Origin of the sequence: Pseudomonas sp. NPDC087817 (assembly GCF_044742875.1) — a bacterium.
In the GTDB taxonomy this organism is placed as follows: domain Bacteria; phylum Pseudomonadota; class Gammaproteobacteria; order Pseudomonadales; family Pseudomonadaceae; genus Aquipseudomonas.
This window is the reverse complement of the sequence record NZ_JBIUVJ010000007.1, coordinates 1-16,911: the sequence shown is the minus strand read 5'-3', so window position 1 is coordinate 16,911 and position 16,911 is coordinate 1. Positions and strand designations below refer to the sequence as shown.

10 protein-coding genes are annotated in these 16,911 nt (G+C 58.3%); 4 read left to right on the top strand and 6 right to left on the bottom strand.

Annotated elements, in window-relative coordinates:
* Positions 1-57 precede the first annotated feature (57 nt).
* The 3 genes from ACIONG_RS09010 to treP form a co-directional block, all read right to left on the bottom strand.
* Complete coding sequence (locus tag ACIONG_RS09010) at positions 58-1,281, bottom strand: maltoporin (RefSeq protein ID WP_401298368.1); 1,224 nt, start codon at positions 1,279-1,281, stop codon at positions 58-60.
* 104 nt (positions 1,282-1,385) lie between these two features.
* Complete coding sequence (gene treC, locus ACIONG_RS09005) at positions 1,386-3,032, bottom strand: alpha,alpha-phosphotrehalase (RefSeq protein WP_401298365.1); 1,647 nt, start codon at positions 3,030-3,032, stop codon at positions 1,386-1,388.
* Positions 3,033-3,076: 44 nt separating this feature from the next.
* Positions 3,077-4,519 carry a PTS system trehalose-specific EIIBC component gene (treP, locus tag ACIONG_RS09000; RefSeq protein ID WP_103304559.1) on the bottom strand — a complete coding sequence of 481 codons (1,443 nt, stop codon included), beginning with the start codon at positions 4,517-4,519 and terminating at the stop codon, positions 3,077-3,079.
* Between the two features lie 235 nt (positions 4,520-4,754).
* Here treP and treR point away from each other — a divergent pair, with 235 nt between their 5' ends.
* From treR to ACIONG_RS08980, 4 genes are all read left to right on the top strand, one after another.
* Positions 4,755-5,459: a trehalose operon repressor gene (gene treR, locus ACIONG_RS08995; protein ID WP_401298361.1), complete on the top strand. Its 705-nt coding sequence runs from the start codon at positions 4,755-4,757 to the stop codon at positions 5,457-5,459.
* A gap of 101 nt (positions 5,460-5,560) precedes the next feature.
* Positions 5,561-8,656, top strand: a complete 3,096-nt coding sequence (locus tag ACIONG_RS08990; protein WP_401298358.1) for a membrane-targeted effector domain-containing toxin — start codon at positions 5,561-5,563, stop codon at positions 8,654-8,656.
* A gap of 94 nt (positions 8,657-8,750) precedes the next feature.
* The gene (locus ACIONG_RS08985; protein WP_401298355.1) at positions 8,751-11,894 is read left to right on the top strand and encodes a membrane-targeted effector domain-containing toxin; all 3,144 of its coding nucleotides are present in this window, start codon (positions 8,751-8,753) and stop codon (positions 11,892-11,894) included.
* Positions 11,895-12,239: 345 nt separating this feature from the next.
* Complete coding sequence (locus ACIONG_RS08980; RefSeq protein WP_401298353.1) at positions 12,240-14,312, top strand: TerD family protein; 2,073 nt, start codon at positions 12,240-12,242, stop codon at positions 14,310-14,312.
* A gap of 121 nt (positions 14,313-14,433) precedes the next feature.
* On the opposite strand, the gene ACIONG_RS08975 is transcribed toward ACIONG_RS08980, so the two are convergent.
* From ACIONG_RS08975 to ACIONG_RS08965, 3 genes are all read right to left on the bottom strand, one after another.
* Positions 14,434-14,772 carry a hypothetical protein gene (locus ACIONG_RS08975; RefSeq protein WP_103304554.1) on the bottom strand — a complete coding sequence of 113 codons (339 nt, stop codon included), beginning with the start codon at positions 14,770-14,772 and terminating at the stop codon, positions 14,434-14,436.
* Between the two features lie 162 nt (positions 14,773-14,934).
* Positions 14,935-16,512, bottom strand: a complete 1,578-nt coding sequence (gene guaA, locus ACIONG_RS08970) for a glutamine-hydrolyzing GMP synthase (RefSeq protein ID WP_213026511.1) — start codon at positions 16,510-16,512, stop codon at positions 14,935-14,937.
* Positions 16,513-16,611: 99 nt separating this feature from the next.
* The coding region (locus ACIONG_RS08965) for an IMP dehydrogenase (RefSeq protein ID WP_401298348.1) at positions 16,612-16,911 on the bottom strand (300 nt) is incomplete at its 5' end.

The window sequence follows — 16,911 nt, the reverse complement described above, 5'->3', positions numbered from 1 at the left end:
CACCTGCGGTTTTGTTCTCTGAAGTGCCCGTGGAGCGCGACGCCCCACCAGCATCGCTTATTTCCACCAGTATTCGACCTGCAATCCGACGTTCGCACCGTGGCGCGCAGTGCCGAAGGCGCCGGTATCAGACAGTGCCGAGCCTTTGGCCAGTTCGTTGGCCGCACGCTTGGCCGCCTCGTTCCAGGTGGCATAGGTGTAATACAGCCGCACCTCGGGGCGCGCCCAGAATTCCGGACCCTTGGGTGACCAGGTCGGGGCGAAAGTGAACTTGCTCAGCTTGCGCGTCCCTCCCGGGGCTTCGACTTGATCGTGGCCCAGTTCGGTGACCAGTTTGAACTGCTCGGTGAGCGCATAGGTCGGGCGCACACCCAGGGAAATCCAGTTCTGGTCAGCCCCGTCCGGGCGAATGTCCTTCTGATACACCGCCTCGACTTGCCCGCCGAAACGCGGCGTCACCTGCCAGTCGAAAAACTCCACGATCCGGTAACTCTTGTTGCTGTCGTCGAGTTTGACGTTACCGGTGTAGCCCAGCCCGGTGCCCGGCCCTTCGCCGTATTGCAGGGCAAGTTTGTTCTTGCCGCCAAGAAAATCCCTTTGCACATGTTGCGTGGTGATCGCCCAGCCACGGTGAGCATCGCGGCTGTCGGGCTTATCGATGTAGCTGAGGCCGAACTCAAGTTCACCACCGGGGTTGGTATTGAAACCGGCGACGTTGAAGTCGTGCCGGTTGATGTAATCCTTCTGGTAGAGGTTGTCCTTGCGCGAGAACGCGTAGCTGTATTTCAGATCACCGATCAGCACGTCCTCGATCCCGCCACCGGTGGCGCTCTGGTTCCAGTAGTAGAAATCGGAAATATGGATGTCGTTACGTTTGTAGTAACGGCGGCCGGCCCAGAGTGAGCCGCCATTGAGCGCGGGCATCGCCGACCACTGGGCGTAGGCCTGCGGCAGGCGAATCGAACCGTTGTCTTCGTTGAACGTCGGGCGGCGGTTATAGCGGTTGTACAGCGAGGCCATGCCGTCGACGCTGAGTACCGAGCCGTCGTCGAGGGTGTACAGATCCTGGCGCAATTCAAGCTCGCCGTACTGCTCGCACTCGTTGCCCAAGCGATATTTGGTTTGCGCCCCTGGCAACTGGAAACACGATTGGCCACCGCCCTTGAGCGAATTGCTAACACCACTGCGCAAGTAGCCACCGAACTCCAGCCCGTGCGACGACTGTGGTAACGCGAGGCATATACCTGCTACTGCAAGGCTGCGATTTATTGTTGTTTTCATAAGCCACCCCATTATTTTTATTGTGTGTTTGCGTGAATTCGGCGCAAAACTCCCCCGCGCAGGGCTCTGCGTGTTTTTTGAAACGCTGGTTTTCCAGTTAGGAATCAGGGATCGATCAGGTGCAGCACGAACGACTCATAAGGTCGCAAACTCACCTGTCGATTGCGTCGCGGACAGTCCGGGTAGTTGCTGATCAGCAAACGCTGGTTCAATGACTCGTCGATCTCCATGGGCAGTTCGACTTCGCACGGTGTGCCGTAGAAATTGTTCACCACCAGCAGGCGCTCGCCCGTGCCTTCGCGCAGGTAAGCCCATACTTGCTTGTGCTCCGGCAACAGTTGCCGATAGACGCCGTCTGACATCAACGTCTCGGTGCGCCGCAAAGCGATCAGCCGACGGTAGTGATGCAGTACCGATGCGGGATCGTCGAGCTGGTTGTCGACGTTGATCTGCGCGGCATTCGCCGGCACCCCGATCCACGGTTCAACGCTGCTGAAGCCGGCGTTCGCTTCAGCGTTCCACTGCATTGGCGTACGTCCGTTGTCGCGGGACTTCTGCATGATCGCCGCCATGTTATCGGCGTCGCTGTTACCCGCTTCGCGCTTGAGACGGAAGATGTTCAGGGTTTCGACATCGCGGTACTGATCGATGTGTTCAAACCCCGGATTGGTCATCCCCAGCTCTTCGCCCTGATACACGAACGGTGTGCCCTGTAAAAAGTGCAGGGCAGTGCCGAGCATCTTCGCCGAGAGTTCCCGATATTCGCCGTCATGGCCAAAACGCGAGACCACCCGCGGCTGATCGTGGTTACACCAGAACAGCGCATTCCAGCCACCACCGGCCTGCATGCCGGTCTGCCAGTCGGAGAGAATCCGCTTGAGCTGGAGGAAATCGAAATCGGCGCGAACCCACTTTTGCAGGTTCGGATAATCGACTTTCAGGTGATGAAAGTTGAAAGTCATCGACAGCTCTTGCGACTGCGGATTCGAGTAGCGAATGCAGTGTTCGAGGCTGGTGGATGACATTTCGCCGACGTTGATCAGGTCATGCCCGGCGAAGACTTCGCGGTGCATCTGCTGCAAGTACTCATGGACGTTCGGGCCATCGGTGTAAAAACGTCGACCGTCACTGCTGTCCTCGGGAAAGTCTGCAGGCTTGGAGATCAGATTGATCACATCGAGACGGAAACCGCCCACACCCTTGTCACGCCAGAAGCACATCATCTTGAACACTTCGGCGCGCACCTTGGGATTGTCCCAATTCAGATCGGCCTGGGTGTGGTCAAACAAGTGCAGGTAATATTGCCCGGTCTGGGCTTCATACTCCCAGGCCGAGCCGCCGAACTTGGATTCCCAGTTGTTCGGCTGATCGCGCCAGATATAGAAGTCGCGATATGGATTGTCGAGACTGCTGCGCGCCTGCTGGAACCAGACGTGTTCGATCGAAGTGTGGTTGACCACGATGTCGAGCATCAGCTTGATCCCGCGCTTGCCGGCTTCGGCGATCAGCAATTCGCAGTCGGCCATGCTGCCGTAACTCGGGTCGATCGCGTAGTAATCGCTGATGTCGTAGCCGTTGTCACGTTGCGGCGAACGCAGGAACGGCGTGATCCACAGGCAATCGACACCCAGCCATTGCAGATAGTCGAGTTTGGCTACGACCCCGAGCAGATCACCGGTCGGGTTGCCGGCATGGCTGTGAAAACTCTTCGGGTAGATCTGGTAGATCACCGAACGCTGCCAGTCTTGCATGGCGCATCTCCCTCTTGAATATGTAGCCCTTTGCAGGTCTGGAATCAGGCAACCCGGTAGCCGGGACGGACAATCTTCATGCTCAGCGCACAGGTCAGAACAAACGGCACAACCATGGCAATCAGCATTCCGATAACGAACATCGGAATGAACTGCGGAATGATCGAGATGAAACCGGGCAGGCCGCCGACGCCGATCGCCGAAGCCTGGATCTTGTTCATCGACAGGAAGATGCAGCCCAGTGCCGAACCGGTCAGCGCGGCATAGAACGGAAATTTGTAGCGCAGGTTGACCCCGAACATCGCAGGCTCGGTGATACCGAAATATGCGGAAATCGCCGAAGTCGACGCCATGCTTTTGTCCCGCGCATTGCGCGTCATGTAGAACACTGCCAGCGCTGCACTGCCCTGGGCGAGGTTGGACATGACAATCATCGGCCAGATGAATGTGCCGCCCTGGGTCGAGATCAACTGCAGGTCGACCGCGAGAAACATGTGATGCATGCCGGTGATCACCAGCGGTGCATAGAGCAGTCCGAAAATCGCCCCGCCGACCATCGGCGCCAGATCAAACAGCATGACCACGCCTTCGGTGATCAGGATGCCGACATGACGGGTCACCGGGCCGATCACCGCCAGTGCCAGCACACCCGTGACAACGATGGTGGTGATCGGCACCACCAGCAATTGCACCGCATTGGGCACACGCGCCCGCAGCCATTTCTCGATGACGCTCATCACGTACGCGGCCAGCAATATCGGCAGGATCTGCCCCTGATAACCGACTTTCTCCACCTGAAACAGGCCGAGGATGTCGAAGTACGGCATGTGTTGCCCGTCCAGCCCGGCCACGGCCTTGCCGTAGTTCCAGGCGTTGAGCAGATCCGGGTGAACCAGCATCAGGCCGAGCACGATGCCAAGGATTTCGCTGCCGCCAAAACGCTTGGCCGCCGACCAGCCCACCAGTGCCGGCAGAAACACAAAGGAGGTGTTGGCCATCAGATTGATCAGGCTCCAGAGCCCGTCGAGTTTCGGGTAGGCGTCCAGCAGGGTCTGGCCCTCGATGAACATGCCCTTGGCACCGAGCAGATTGTTGATGCCCATCAACAGGCCGGCAATGATCAGCGCCGGCAGGATGGGCATGAACACATCGGAAAAAACCCGCACCAGGCGCTGCATGGCGTTGATCTTTTCGGCGCTTTTCTGTTTGACGTCGGCGATGGTCGACGCGGCGAGACCGGTCTGGCGACGCAGTTCGGCGTAGACCTTTTCCACCTCGCCCGGACCGATCACCACCTGATACAGACCGCCGGTGAAGAACGAGCCTTTGACCAGATCGATCTGGTTGAGCGTGGCGCTGTCGACCAGGCCGGGATTCTTCAGGGCCAGGCGCAAGCGAGTGACGCAATGGGCGGCCTGTTCGAGATTTTCACTGCCGCCGAGGCTTTGCAGCAGCTCGCTGGCGATCTTCGGATAGTCGTGGCTCATGCTTGTTCTTCCACTGTGGATTGTTGTTATTGGCAGCACGCCGAAGCGAAAAATACTCGTACAGACGAGTTAATGCAATAACTCGTCTGTACGAGTTTGTTTTTGCCTATTGCCGCCAGACCGTCAGCGAATTTTCCTACCCGAACCTAAGGCGATTTCCATCCACCACATGGACAAAGCCCTACCCTGCCCTTAAGGTTCGAGGCTTTGAGCACAGCCGGCACAGAGCCTATCCATGAGCAAATACAACCAGATCTATAGCGATCTGCTGGCCAGTATCACCACTGAACGCCTCGAACGCGGCGCGCGACTGCCGTCCGAAACCGAACTGATGGACAGCTATCAAGCCAGCCGGGGCACCGTGCGCAAGGCGATCGAGCTACTTCAGGAGCGTGGTTTTGCGCAGAAGATTCATGGCAAAGGCACGTTCGTTCTTTCGACCAACCCGATCGAATTCCAGCTCGGCGGCATCGTCAGTTTTCAGGAAACCTATCCACGGCTGGGCAATGACGTCAGCACCGAAGTCGTCGAGTTGGCCCAGATACCGCTCGAAGGCACCCTGCTCGAACACATTAATGCCGAGCCCGGTAGCCTGATTACCCGCGTCAAGCGCGTGCGACGAATCGACGGCAAACGGGTGATTCTCGACATCAACCACTTCGTCACCGAGGTGATTCCCGACCTGTCTCGCGACATCGCCGAGCAGTCGATCTACGCCTACATCGAACAAACCCTGCTGCTGCAGATCGCCTATGCCCAACGCACCATCGAAGCCGTGCCACGCAGCAAGGATGACCTGCTGCACCTGGACCTCGACGGGCAGAGCCATGTGATCGTGGTCAGCAACCAGACGTTTCTGCAGGACGGCCGGCAGTTCGAGTACACCGAATCGCGCCACACCCTCGACAAGTTCTACTTCTCCGACGTAGCCCGGCGCTGACCCCGGCACGTTTCGACCGCCGATGTGCGGTATCCATGTAGTGCACTCTACCGGGGCGAATCAGCCATGCTCGGCTTTCGTTTCTCAAGGATGGAGAAAGCATGAACGCCCCCGAAACACATCCTCTGCCGAACGCAGCGGACAACGCCGCCCTCAAGCTCATCGCCGCGACGGTCGTGCAAACCTGCCCCAGCCTGCACGACGCGGCCTATCAAGTCGCCCGCGAGCTGCTTGAGCTCAAAGGCCTGCCAGACACCGATCCGGACCGGGTTTACTTCCACCGATTCAAAGCGGCCCAGAGCAGCAGCCAGTCGTTTACCGGCTGGGAACATATCCGCGAAAAACCCTACGAATCGATGACCCTCACACAATTGGTGATCCATCGCTTTCGCGCCACCGACGTCGACAACGCCGACCTGCTGGATCTTTACGCTGGGTTCTATTCGGACGGGCCCGAGACCGAAGATTTCGACCACAGCAATGAAGTTCGCCTGCATGGCAACGAAGTGCTCAACGCCTTCTGGGACATCGATTTCAGCTCGCGCTACAACGACACACTGACTACGTTCTGGAACACTCACACGGATGATTTCCGCACGTTGGCCAGGTGCAACTTCCTCAGCCGTGCCGTGCAGGCACTTGAACTCGAGCAATTGAGCGGCACGGATTTCCAGTGGATCGTCAGCGCCGTTATGGGGCCTGTTACCTGGCCAGTGACGCTGGCCACGCTGCAATCAACCCACACACCAGACAGTGGCGTGCGCGCCTTCGATATCGACGGGCATATGGCGACCAACCTTCTGCGCATCGTCAGTACCACAGGCCGGGAGATGGTCTATCTGCCGGGTGAAACGGTGGCGTTCGTCGTACAGGAAACCGCGGCGGACATGCATGGGTGGGTGCTTGAGCAGATGAACCTGGAGCCCCGGCGCCAGGCTTTCTTCAGTCACTTTGCACTCGCCGACCGTCAGCACATGACGACGAACATCACCGATCTGATGAATCGGTTGGTCAGCACGTGGGGACACTCCGATCATCATCTGATCAATAAAACCAACGCCGTAATCAGCGGCGACGCCTTCAGTTGGCTGTGCGACTCGACCCGCAGCGCCATGTTTGCCGAAGCCAGCCTGACGCTGACGTCCAATGGCGATCTGCGCAAAAAACTGTGGATCGGTTACTTGAGCGCCGGCCTCAAGGTATTTGGCCCGATGGCCGCCGTCGGCTGGCCGCTCGCGCTGCCGGTGATTGGCGCCAGCATCGCCAGCATGGGGCTGAACATTGATCAGGCGGTCAACGGCAAAACCTCCAGCGAACGCAAGGCCGGCGTGCTGGGTGCCGTGTTGAGCGGCATTGATGCACTGTTCAACATTCCATTTCTCAAAGGCACCGGCCCGATGCTGGAGGTGGGTGTCGAGGTGGATGCAGTGGAGGCCGTAGAAATGGCCGGACTGAACGAGCCGGCTGCAGCAGTGGAGGTGCCGAATCCGCTGGTCGAACCGCAGGAAAGCGAGGTTGCGGTCGAGCCAGACGTGATTGCGCCGCCGCTGAAAACATCTTGGTTGCCGCCGACCGAGAGCGCTGCACCACCGCCCATACCTGACAAATACCTGTGCAACGAGCTGCTCGACGGGCTCGATGTGCAACGCGAGCCCGGGCAATTTCAGGGGATCTTTCGCCTGGATAGCGATCCGCCCTACGCCATCCATCTGGATGACAACCCATACTACGTGCGCTATTTCGGCGACACCGACGAGGGCGGCTACTGGGCCATCGTTGATCCGGACAGGCCCAATCAATTTGTCCACTCATTGCCTGTTCGCCTGAACGCCGAGGGCCAGTGGGAGCGGATGCAGGCCCTGCGCTTGCGGGGCGGCGGCCAATGCGCGGGCAAACCGTGCGCGCCCGACCTTGCGCTCGCCCCTCAGGAACCGCCAGCCCCCGAAGCGCCCGCGCAAACGGAGGTCGAATTGCCCAGCCCGGTATCACGTCCGGTGCGCATTGTGACGTCTGCCTTCGACATCGAGCCGACGGTACGCCGTTCGATAAGAGCCTGGGCACTGAATCTGAACGAAACCCACGCTCAACTGGTGCCCGACGCCGACGGTGCCTTCGGCATGACTGACCCTTTTGAGCTGTACGCCGTCAACAAGCGCATTGCGCTGCAAACCGCCGCGAAAAGATTTTTCAGTTCACTGCCGTGGATCACTCCACCGTTTCGCGCCCCCATTCCCGCGATCAATGCGCAGATCAGCCTTTCCGAGCTTATCGACCGCCTCTTTGAATCCGCTGTCGGGCTGGTCGTGGGGGAAACCCTGGATCGCATTGCCAGCATGCGCTTCCTGATTGAAAACATGCCGGCACTGGCTCGGCACGCAAAAACCCTGTACATGCGCGGCATCCTCAGTGATTTCGCGCAGGTGGAACTGAACCGCTATTTCACAACCGGCAACCTGTCGGCCGATCTGCAAACCTACCTGACCAGCCTGGGCACCGATCCGACGGGACGCTTCAATGCACTGGAACTGGTCAAAGTGGCCAGGGAAAACGGCGTTCGGGTCCAGGGCATCGACTGTGCAGCGAGCTACAAGATGAAGACTCCACTGTCGCCCTTTGACGAGCAAATGATCGGCACGTATCTGGCAAGCGACATCATGACCGGCGATACCTACCTCAACAGCCCGAAAAAATGGATCGTACTGACCGGCGCGCAGAACACCAACACCCTCAGGGGGCTGACCGGCCTCAGTGAGATAAAGGGCGGCATCGGTTTGCGCATCGAGGAAGTCGGCGCAGCGGACGCCATGGAAATCGACATCGATCCGGGTATCGACGTGAACCGGGGGCCGTTTGCCAATGGGGCTGCCGCGCGGAGCAATGACGATGTGCTTCGCGCCGATTTACGCCTGCGCATGCCGAGCGAACCGGTGAACTGGAATGAGCAGACGCTGGAAAACCTGCTGCACCGACGTGGCATGTACCTGTTCAGGAAAGTCGGCGATAGCTTCACCGTGCTGCACCGCAGCAAGTCAGGAATGCTCGCGCATACACCTGTGACGCGTCTGGCCGATGGACGGGTTTCCCTGCACCGGCCGGCTTGGCCGCTGGTGAACGATGTCAGCTTTGCCAGCATCGAGGACATGTCTCATCGTCTGACCGAGATGGGGCTGACGTTGCAGAGCCGGCTGCCGGACTGAATCCGCACCGCAAAGGAAAAATACAGGGATAGTGCATGGCCCGTGAGCCGATGGGACATGCTCGATCTTCGTTTCCTCATGGATGAAGAACTGCATGAACGCACCCGAACGCCGTCTGCTGCCGAACGCAGCAGACAAGGCCAGCCTCAAGGCCATCGCTACCACCGTCGTACAAACCTGTCCCAGTCTGCTGGACGCGGCCCGCGAAGTCGCCAGTGAGCTACTGACGGACAAAGGACTTTCGGGCAACGATCCGGACCATGTCTATTTCCACCGATTCAGGACGGCGCAAAGCAGCGCTCTGACATTTACCGGTTGGGAACACACACTGGAAAAACCATACGAATCGTTGACCCTCACACAATTGGTGATCCATCGCTTTCGTGTCACCGATCAGGACAATGCAGACCTGCTGGGCCTGTACGGCGGCTTTTACACGGACGGGCCGCAGGCCGAATCCTTCAATCAGAGCAATGAAGTGAAGCTGCTGGGCAGCGATGTTCTGAAGGCGTTCTGGAACATCGATTTCAGCACGCACTACACCCATCAACTGACCACGTTCTGGCAGAACTCAGCGGACAATTTCCGCACGCTGGCCAAGTGCAGTTTTCTCAGCCTGGCGGTGAACGCGCTGCAAAAAGGTCACCTCGACGGCACTGATTTTCAACGCGTGATCAACTCGGTGTGCGGTCCCGTCACCTGGCCCGTCACCCTGCAAATGCTGCAGTCCTCTTACCCTGTCGGCAGTGAGGTGCGCGCGCTGGATATCGACGGTCACATCGCCGTCAATATCCTGCGCTTTGTTGAAGATAGCGGGCGGCAAACGCTTTATCTGCCAGGCGAAGCCCAGGCCTTTAAAGTGCTGGAGAACGAAGCGGCGCTGCACTGGTGGGTGCTTGAACAATTGAATGATGAGACGCGCTGCAAGATTTTTCTCAACCATTTCTCTTTCGCAGACCGTCACGCCATCAACCAGAACTTCACCGACCTGATGAATCGTCTGGTCAGCACCTGGGGTCATTCCGATCATTACCTGATCAACAAGACCAACCTTGAAATTGGTCGTGATGCGTTCACCTGGCTACGCATTTGCGCCCGCCACTCGATGTCCGAGGAAGTCAGTCTGTTACTGACGTCCAATGCTGAGCTGCGCAAAAAGCTCTGGATCGGCTATTTGAGTGCCGGACTCAAGGTGTTCGGCCCGATGGCCACCGTGGGCTGGCCGTTGGCGCTGCCGGTTATTGGCGCCGGCATTGCCAACATGGGACTGAACATCGACAGAGCGGTCAACGGCAGGACGCCCGCCGAGCGCAGGGCCGGTACCCTTGGCGCGGTGCTCAATGGCATAGAAGCGCTGTTCAACGTGCCGTTTCTGATCGGCACCGGGGCGCATCTGGAAGTGGGGCCACAGGTTGAATTTGCCGAAGCGCAAGAGATGGCCGGGTTGATCGAGTTCACCTCGGCTGACGAACCTTTCCTGCCAACCCAGGATCAGGCGCAGGTTGTGGTGGCGGATAAAGATGTTGTCGAGATGGCAAACGACATTGCCAGCGAAACACCCCCCACTTCGCCCGTAGTCCTCGCTCCCACTGCGCCGCAAACCCCATCGGTACCGAAGGTTCCGGCCCGGTATCTATGCAATGAGTTGCTTGATCGCTACAGCGCAGAAACGCAGTCAGGGAAATTTCAGGGCATTTACCGCCTCGATGGCGAACCGCCCTATGCCATTGATCTCGATGGCAAGCCCTACTACGTACGTTATTTCGACACCTCCGAGGACAGTGGCCACTGGGCTATCGTCGACCCTGAGCGCGCCAATCAGTTCGTCGGCTCATTGCCGGTCCGCTATAGTGCCGCCGGCCGGTGGGAGCGCATGCTGGCGCTGCGACTCAATGGCGGCGGTCAATGTCTGGGTACGGCGTGCTACCCGTACTTTGAACCGAGCTCGTCTATCACTTCATCACACCCGCCCACCCCATCAACCCCTTCGCCGGAGCTGCCATTGGTCGAACCCGTCCCGGCAACCGCCCGTCCGCTACGCCTTGTGACCACCCTCTATGATGTTTTGGGGCTGGACATGGCCAGGCTGAGAAAGTGGGCGATGAACTTGCCTGACGATTCCGCCGATGCGGTTCGCGAGGCCAGACGCAATTTGTCTGTGAACGATCTGTATACCCTGCATTTCGACCACCAACGCACACTGCTCCTGAACGAAGCCAGAGAGTATTACTCAGCACTGAACTGGTCCAATCTGCCCGCACGCCCGATTCTGCCCGAGGTCAGTCACTCAATGACGACCGATGCATTGATTGATCGCATTTTTGAAAAAACCAAAGGTCTGGTGGTGGGAGAAACCCTGGATCGCATCACCAGCATGCGCTTCATGATCGAAAACATGCCTGCGCTGGCGCGCCACGCCACGACGCTCTACGTGCGTGATTTGCTGAGTGATTTCGCCCAGTCAGACCTGAACAGCTTCCACACGTCCGGTCAGATGTCAGAGGATCTGCGGATTTATCTGACCAGCCTCGGAACCGATCCGAACGAATCGTTCAACATGCTCGAACTGGTCAAGTCTGCCCAGGCAAATGGCGTCCGGGTTCAAAGTCTCGATTGTGCGGCGAGTTACAAAATGAAGGTGCCGCTCACCTCGATTGAAGAGCAGATGATGCGCGCTCGCATGACGTCCAAAATCATGTGGGGCGACGAAATCCTCAATCGCCCAGACAAATGGATCGCCCTGGTCGATGCGCAGAACACCAATAACTTCAGAAATCTGCCGGGCATCAGCGAGCTCAAAGGCGGCATCGGTTTGCGGATTGAAGAAGCCTTTCCCGGAGAAGATCCGGGCGTCAGCACCGACCCGGGAATCAAAGTCGCTCGCGGCCCCTTTGACAACGGGGCATCGACGCGCGACTCGTTCGATTACCTGCACGCTGACTTGCGCCTGCAAATCGACGCACCGCCGGTGACATGGACTGACGAAACACTGGACCGCCTGCTGCATCGCAATGGCATGTACTTGATCGAGAAGTCGCAAGGCAATTACACACTCGTGCGTCGCAACAGCACAGGCAGCATTGTGCGAACACCCGTGAATCGGACGCTGGACGGCCAAGCCTACCTCTGGCTTCAATCAATGCCACGCATCAGTGGCGTATTGTTTCCTGATATCTCAGCGTTATCGCAGCGCCTGATAGAAATAGGCCTGAAACTACAAAGTCGCCTACCCGACTGAAGGGTTTTCGCAAGCGATTGAAATGCCCAAATCCGGCCTGGGCCGGGGGTTTCAGCCACTTGAAGCAAGCAGGCAAGTTCAGCGCGATCATTGCCGTTCAATGGTCCGCTGGTGGCTTGTCAGGCCCTCAGCCCCCGTTCGTGTCGGGGCGCAGAGCAACCTGACAAACGGGGACAACCTCCCGTAGAATGCGTCCGTGGCTATGGAACACCTTCCTTCTAAACCTCCTATGACCTAGGGGTTTCGCTCTCCACACTGCGCCTGCTGCTTGCAGGCGTTTTCATATCTGCTGTAGACACAATGCTGCTGCTCGTTCACGACGGCGACCAAAGGAGAAAATCAAGGATGAATCAGGAGCTGTTCCTGCGTCGCCGCAGCAAAGTTCACGTCCCGATGGGCACTGGCGGTGCCACGCGTGCTCATGTCGCGTCGGCCATCCAGGAAATCGCGGCGTTCCGATGCGTACTCTCGGAGTCTCTGATTGAGCAAATCGGCGGGCTGTCACCCGCAGAACTCAAGCACTGGCTGCGCGACATTATCGGAATGCTTCGGCGCCGGGCTGGCGCTCATGTGCACCACCGGCCGTTTTATCCTGACTTTCCAGAGCAGGTTCTGCAGGCCTCAGATGCAGAGCTGTACCTGAACGCCGTCATGCACTACCTCACGCTTCGGCGTTTACCAGCGACTGAACACTCTCGACCTCCCCTGCTTGAAGGCAACTTCATACCTTGGGTGATCGAATCCGGAAGCGTCTCTGAGTTCGAGTCACTGCTTGAGCCACTGGTTTCATCGCGCACCTCGCTCTCCGAAGAGGAGACGGCCGATGTCGTCTGGTTTATCCGCGAGTACAAAAGCGATGTATTCCGTCTGCTGCCCGAGACCATCCCCTTCCGGGAGATCCGTGCACTGGTTGGCGGGGCATTGATCCTGCATGTCGCCAGCGATGCTCGGGTCGACACATTTCTGCAGCGAAACGTCGAAACGGCAACTGACGTGCTACGACTGGCGGTCGCGTTGAGTGGCGGAGACGTGTCGCTGACGACCGCTTCGACACGTTTCAAAGCGATGAAGCGCTCGATGCGTCGCCTGTTTTTGCGCCTGCTCGATAACATTCCCGACGCTGTAGAAGACGTGATGCGCCATGCTGAGCGCTGGAAACGCCTGGCTGAAGTACTGCATCCGGGCGACTACGCCGAGAAGTACCCACGAGCGCTGGCCGCCATCACGGCAGCGCGTCGTAACGAACCGCCCGCCACATTTAATTCACGTGTCGAAACAATGCTGGCCCAGCGTGACATCGCCACGCTTGTGCCAATACTACAAAGCCGTCCTGGCGAGTTCGCACGACGGCTTGACGTAACCCTGCGCCGCGCGACGGAAACCGAATCGGTACTCGACGCGTTCGAGGCTGTTGCGGCACACGTTTCCTCACCCGTTCTGCTGCAGTTGCTGGCCCAGTTACGTGCACCGCGCCCTCTGCCCCTGCGGGCGTTCACCCCGAAAGGTTCATTCGCCAAAGTCTTTGCCATCAAGGATCGACGCGAACCTCTCACACCTGAAACGTTGGCGCGTGCTGCCCGTATCTGCGAGAACGCACTCGTACAGCGTTTTGCCTCCCTGCCGCCATTAGGTCGCTGTTTCATTGATCCAGCATTACGTGAATACAAGGTGCCGCTGGCGCAGCGCGCTTCATCGAAGTCACTACGTACACTGGTGCGGGGCAGTCGGTTGCCTGTGCCTGACACACGATTCATTCGCCTGTTTCTGTGGTGGAAGAATGGCCGCGAACGCACGGACATCGACTTGTCCGCCGCATTTTTCGATGCCGACTTCGTGTTCAAGGATACGGTCGCGTACTACAACCTGAAGGGTTACGGCGGTTACCACAGCGGCGACATCGTCGATGCGCCCGACGGGGCTTCGGAATTTATCGATCTCGACATCGACGTGCTCGTCGAGCAGGGCATCCGTTATGTCGTCACGTCCATCAACTCATACACCCAGCAGCCGTACTGCGATCTCCCGGAATGCTTCGCTGGCTGGATGGCCCGCACTGACACTGCGTCGGGTGAAGTGTACGAGCCGCGAACCGTGTTCGACCGTATCGATATCGCGTCCGACACAGTGATCTGTCTGCCATTCGTGATGGACCTTCAGGAACGACGCATGATCTGGGCCGATCTGGGGCTCACTTCATCTCCACGGTGGAACAACGTCGGCAACAATCTCAGCGGGGTATCGTTGATGCTGCGGGCTTTGGTGCATACGCCACGGCCGGATCTGGAGACTCTGTTCGATTTACATGTACGAGCACGAGGGGAACGCGTGGCTTCGCCGCAGCAGGCACAGATGGTTTTTGCGCCTGATCAAGGGACAACGCCGTTCGATACAGACGTGATTCGATCGCAGTTTTTTTAGTAACGACTCCAGTCTTCGCGATCAATTGAGCGCGACGAGTCTTGCCAAGGTGCTTTGCGCCCGGAAACAAAAATGCCAGTCAGTAAAACTGACTGGCATTGGCGAAGATCCGTAGGCGTAATCAACGCGAAACAGAATAATTCTGGACGATATCGTTCTCGAAAAAAATCCTCAAATTGATCCCTTGGGCGGTGGTCTTGCCGGTGGTTACGCTGGTCACTTCATTCATCGTGCCCTGCGCATTGGCCACGTGTGACGTTGCTGTACCAATAGCACCGCTGGTTTCCGGCGAGACGAATCGGTGGGCAAGATTCACGTACTTCTCCAGCCCTTCTTCGCTTTTGACGTACGTCCAGTTAGTCATGGTGTCCGAGTCGGCCTGTTCCTGCATCGGCGGGCCAAACATCTGAGATATCTGGTTTTTAGTGGTTTTGCCACGAACGATGGCGGTCCAACCCACAACAGAAGTTGCCTGTAGCTTAGGGCGATGAAATACGCGTAGCTATAGTACAGGTGTGCTAGTACCCACTTCGATTGCACACGGTGAACTCAAAAAAAAACCGCCTGACGCGAACGCCAGACGGTTTTTTATTTCAGTCAATCGGCCCTCAGGCCGGTGACATTATTCCCACTCAATGGTCGCCGGCGGCTTGCTCGACACGTCATAAGTGACGCGGGAGATACCTTCGATTTCATTGATGATGCGGCCGGATACGGTTTCCAGCAGTTCGTAAGGCAGGTGTGCCCAACGTGCGGTCATGAAGTCGATGGTTTCCACGGCACGCAGGGCCACGACCCAGGCGTAACGACGGCCATCGCCCACCACGCCAACCGATTTCACTGGCTGGAACACCACGAAGGCCTGGCTGACTTTGTGGTACCAGTCGGCTTTGCGCAGTTCTTCGATGAAGATGTGGTCGGCACGACGCAGCAGGTCGGCGTATTCCTTTTTCACTTCACCGAGGATACGTACGCCCAGGCCCGGACCCGGGAACGGGTGACGGTAGACCATGTCGTACGGCAGGCCGAGTTCGAGGCCCAAACGGCGGACTTCGTCCTTGAACAGCTCGCGCAGTGGCTCGACCAGTTTCAGGTTCATCTCTTCCGGCAGACCGCCCACGTTGTGGTGCGACTTGATTACGTGAGCCTTGCCGCTTTTCGCGCCAGCCGACTCGATCACGTCCGGGTAGATGGTGCCCTGAGCGAGGTACTTGATGTTTTCCAGTTTGTTGGACTGGGCATCGAATACGTCGATGAAGGTGCGACCGATGATCTTGCGCTTCTTCTCTGGATCGGCTTCGCCGGCCAGGTTGTTGAGGAACTGATCTTCAGCATTGGCGCGAATGACTTTGACGCCCATGTTCTCGGCGAACATGGCCATCACTTGCTCGCCTTCGTGCAGACGCAGCAGGCCGTTGTCGACGAAGACGCAGGTCAGTTGGTCGCCAATGGCTTTGTGCAGCAGCGCCGCAACCACCGAGGAGTCAACGCCGCCGGACAGACCCAGCAGCACGTTGTCGGTGCCGACCTGGGCGCGGATGTTGGCGATGGCGTCTTCAGCGATTTTCGATGGAGTCCACAGGGCTTCACAGCCGCAGATGTCGAGAACGAAACGCGACAGGATGCGACCGCCCTGTTTGGTGTGGGTCACTTCCGGGTGGAACTGCACGCCGTAGTAAGCACGCTCGTCGTTGAACATGCCGGCGATCGGGCAGCTCGGGGTGCTGGCGAGGATGTGGAAGTCTTCCGGCATCCTGGTGACTTTGTCACCGTGGCTCATCCACACGTCGAGGCCGAACAGGCCATCGGCGTCGATGTGGTCTTCGATGCCGTCGAGCAGGCGGCTCTTGCCGACCACGTCAACGCGGGCGTAACCGAACTCACGCAGTTCGGAACCTTCAACCTTGCCGCCCAGTTGCTCGGCCATGGTCTGCATGCCGTAGCAGATACCGAAGACCGGAACGCCCAGGTCAAACACGGCCTGCGGGCAGCGCGGGCTGTTGGCTTCGTGTACGGACTCTGGGCCGCCGGCGAGGATGACGCCTTTTGGAGCGAATTCGCGGATCGCATCTTCGTCCATGTCGAACGGGTGCAGTTCGCAGTACACACCGATCTCGCGCACGCGGCGGGCGATCAGTTGGGTGTATTGCGAGCCGAAGTCGAGGATCAGGATGCGGTGAGCGTGAATATCGAGGGCCATGATTCAGTCTCGTCTAAGTCATTCAGAAACAGTCGTGATTCAGAAACAACTCGGGGCTGAATAAAACAGCCCCGGTTGCTTAGCTTGTTGCTTGAAGGCTCAACCTACGCGGTAGTTTGGCGCTTCTTTGGTGATCTGCACGTCGTGCACGTGGGATTCGGCCATGCCGGCGCCGGTGATCCGCACGAATTCAGGCTTGGTGCGCATCTCTTCGATGTTGGCGCTGCCGGTGTAACCCATCGAGGAACGCAGACCGCCCATCAACTGGTGAATGATCGCGCTCAGGGTGCCTTTGTAAGGCACACGGCCTTCGATGCCTTCCGGAACGAGTTTCTCGGCACCGGCCGAGGCGTCGTGGAAGTAACGGTCGGTAGTACGTTGTGCCTGGGACATGGCGCC

Coding starts and splice junctions, on each gene's coding strand:
- ACIONG_RS09010 (WP_401298368.1), bottom strand. CDS start 1,281: ATGAAAACAACAATAAATCGCAGCCTTGCAGTAGCAGGTATATGCCTC.
- treC (WP_401298365.1), bottom strand. CDS start 3,032: ATGCAAGACTGGCAGCGTTCGGTGATCTACCAGATCTACCCGAAGAGT.
- treP (WP_103304559.1), bottom strand. CDS start 4,519: ATGAGCCACGACTATCCGAAGATCGCCAGCGAGCTGCTGCAAAGCCTC.
- treR (WP_401298361.1), top strand. CDS start 4,755: ATGAGCAAATACAACCAGATCTATAGCGATCTGCTGGCCAGTATCACC.
- ACIONG_RS08990 (WP_401298358.1), top strand. CDS start 5,561: ATGAACGCCCCCGAAACACATCCTCTGCCGAACGCAGCGGACAACGCC.
- ACIONG_RS08985 (WP_401298355.1), top strand. CDS start 8,751: ATGAACGCACCCGAACGCCGTCTGCTGCCGAACGCAGCAGACAAGGCC.
- ACIONG_RS08980 (WP_401298353.1), top strand. CDS start 12,240: ATGAATCAGGAGCTGTTCCTGCGTCGCCGCAGCAAAGTTCACGTCCCG.
- guaA (WP_213026511.1), bottom strand. CDS start 16,512: ATGGCCCTCGATATTCACGCTCACCGCATCCTGATCCTCGACTTCGGC.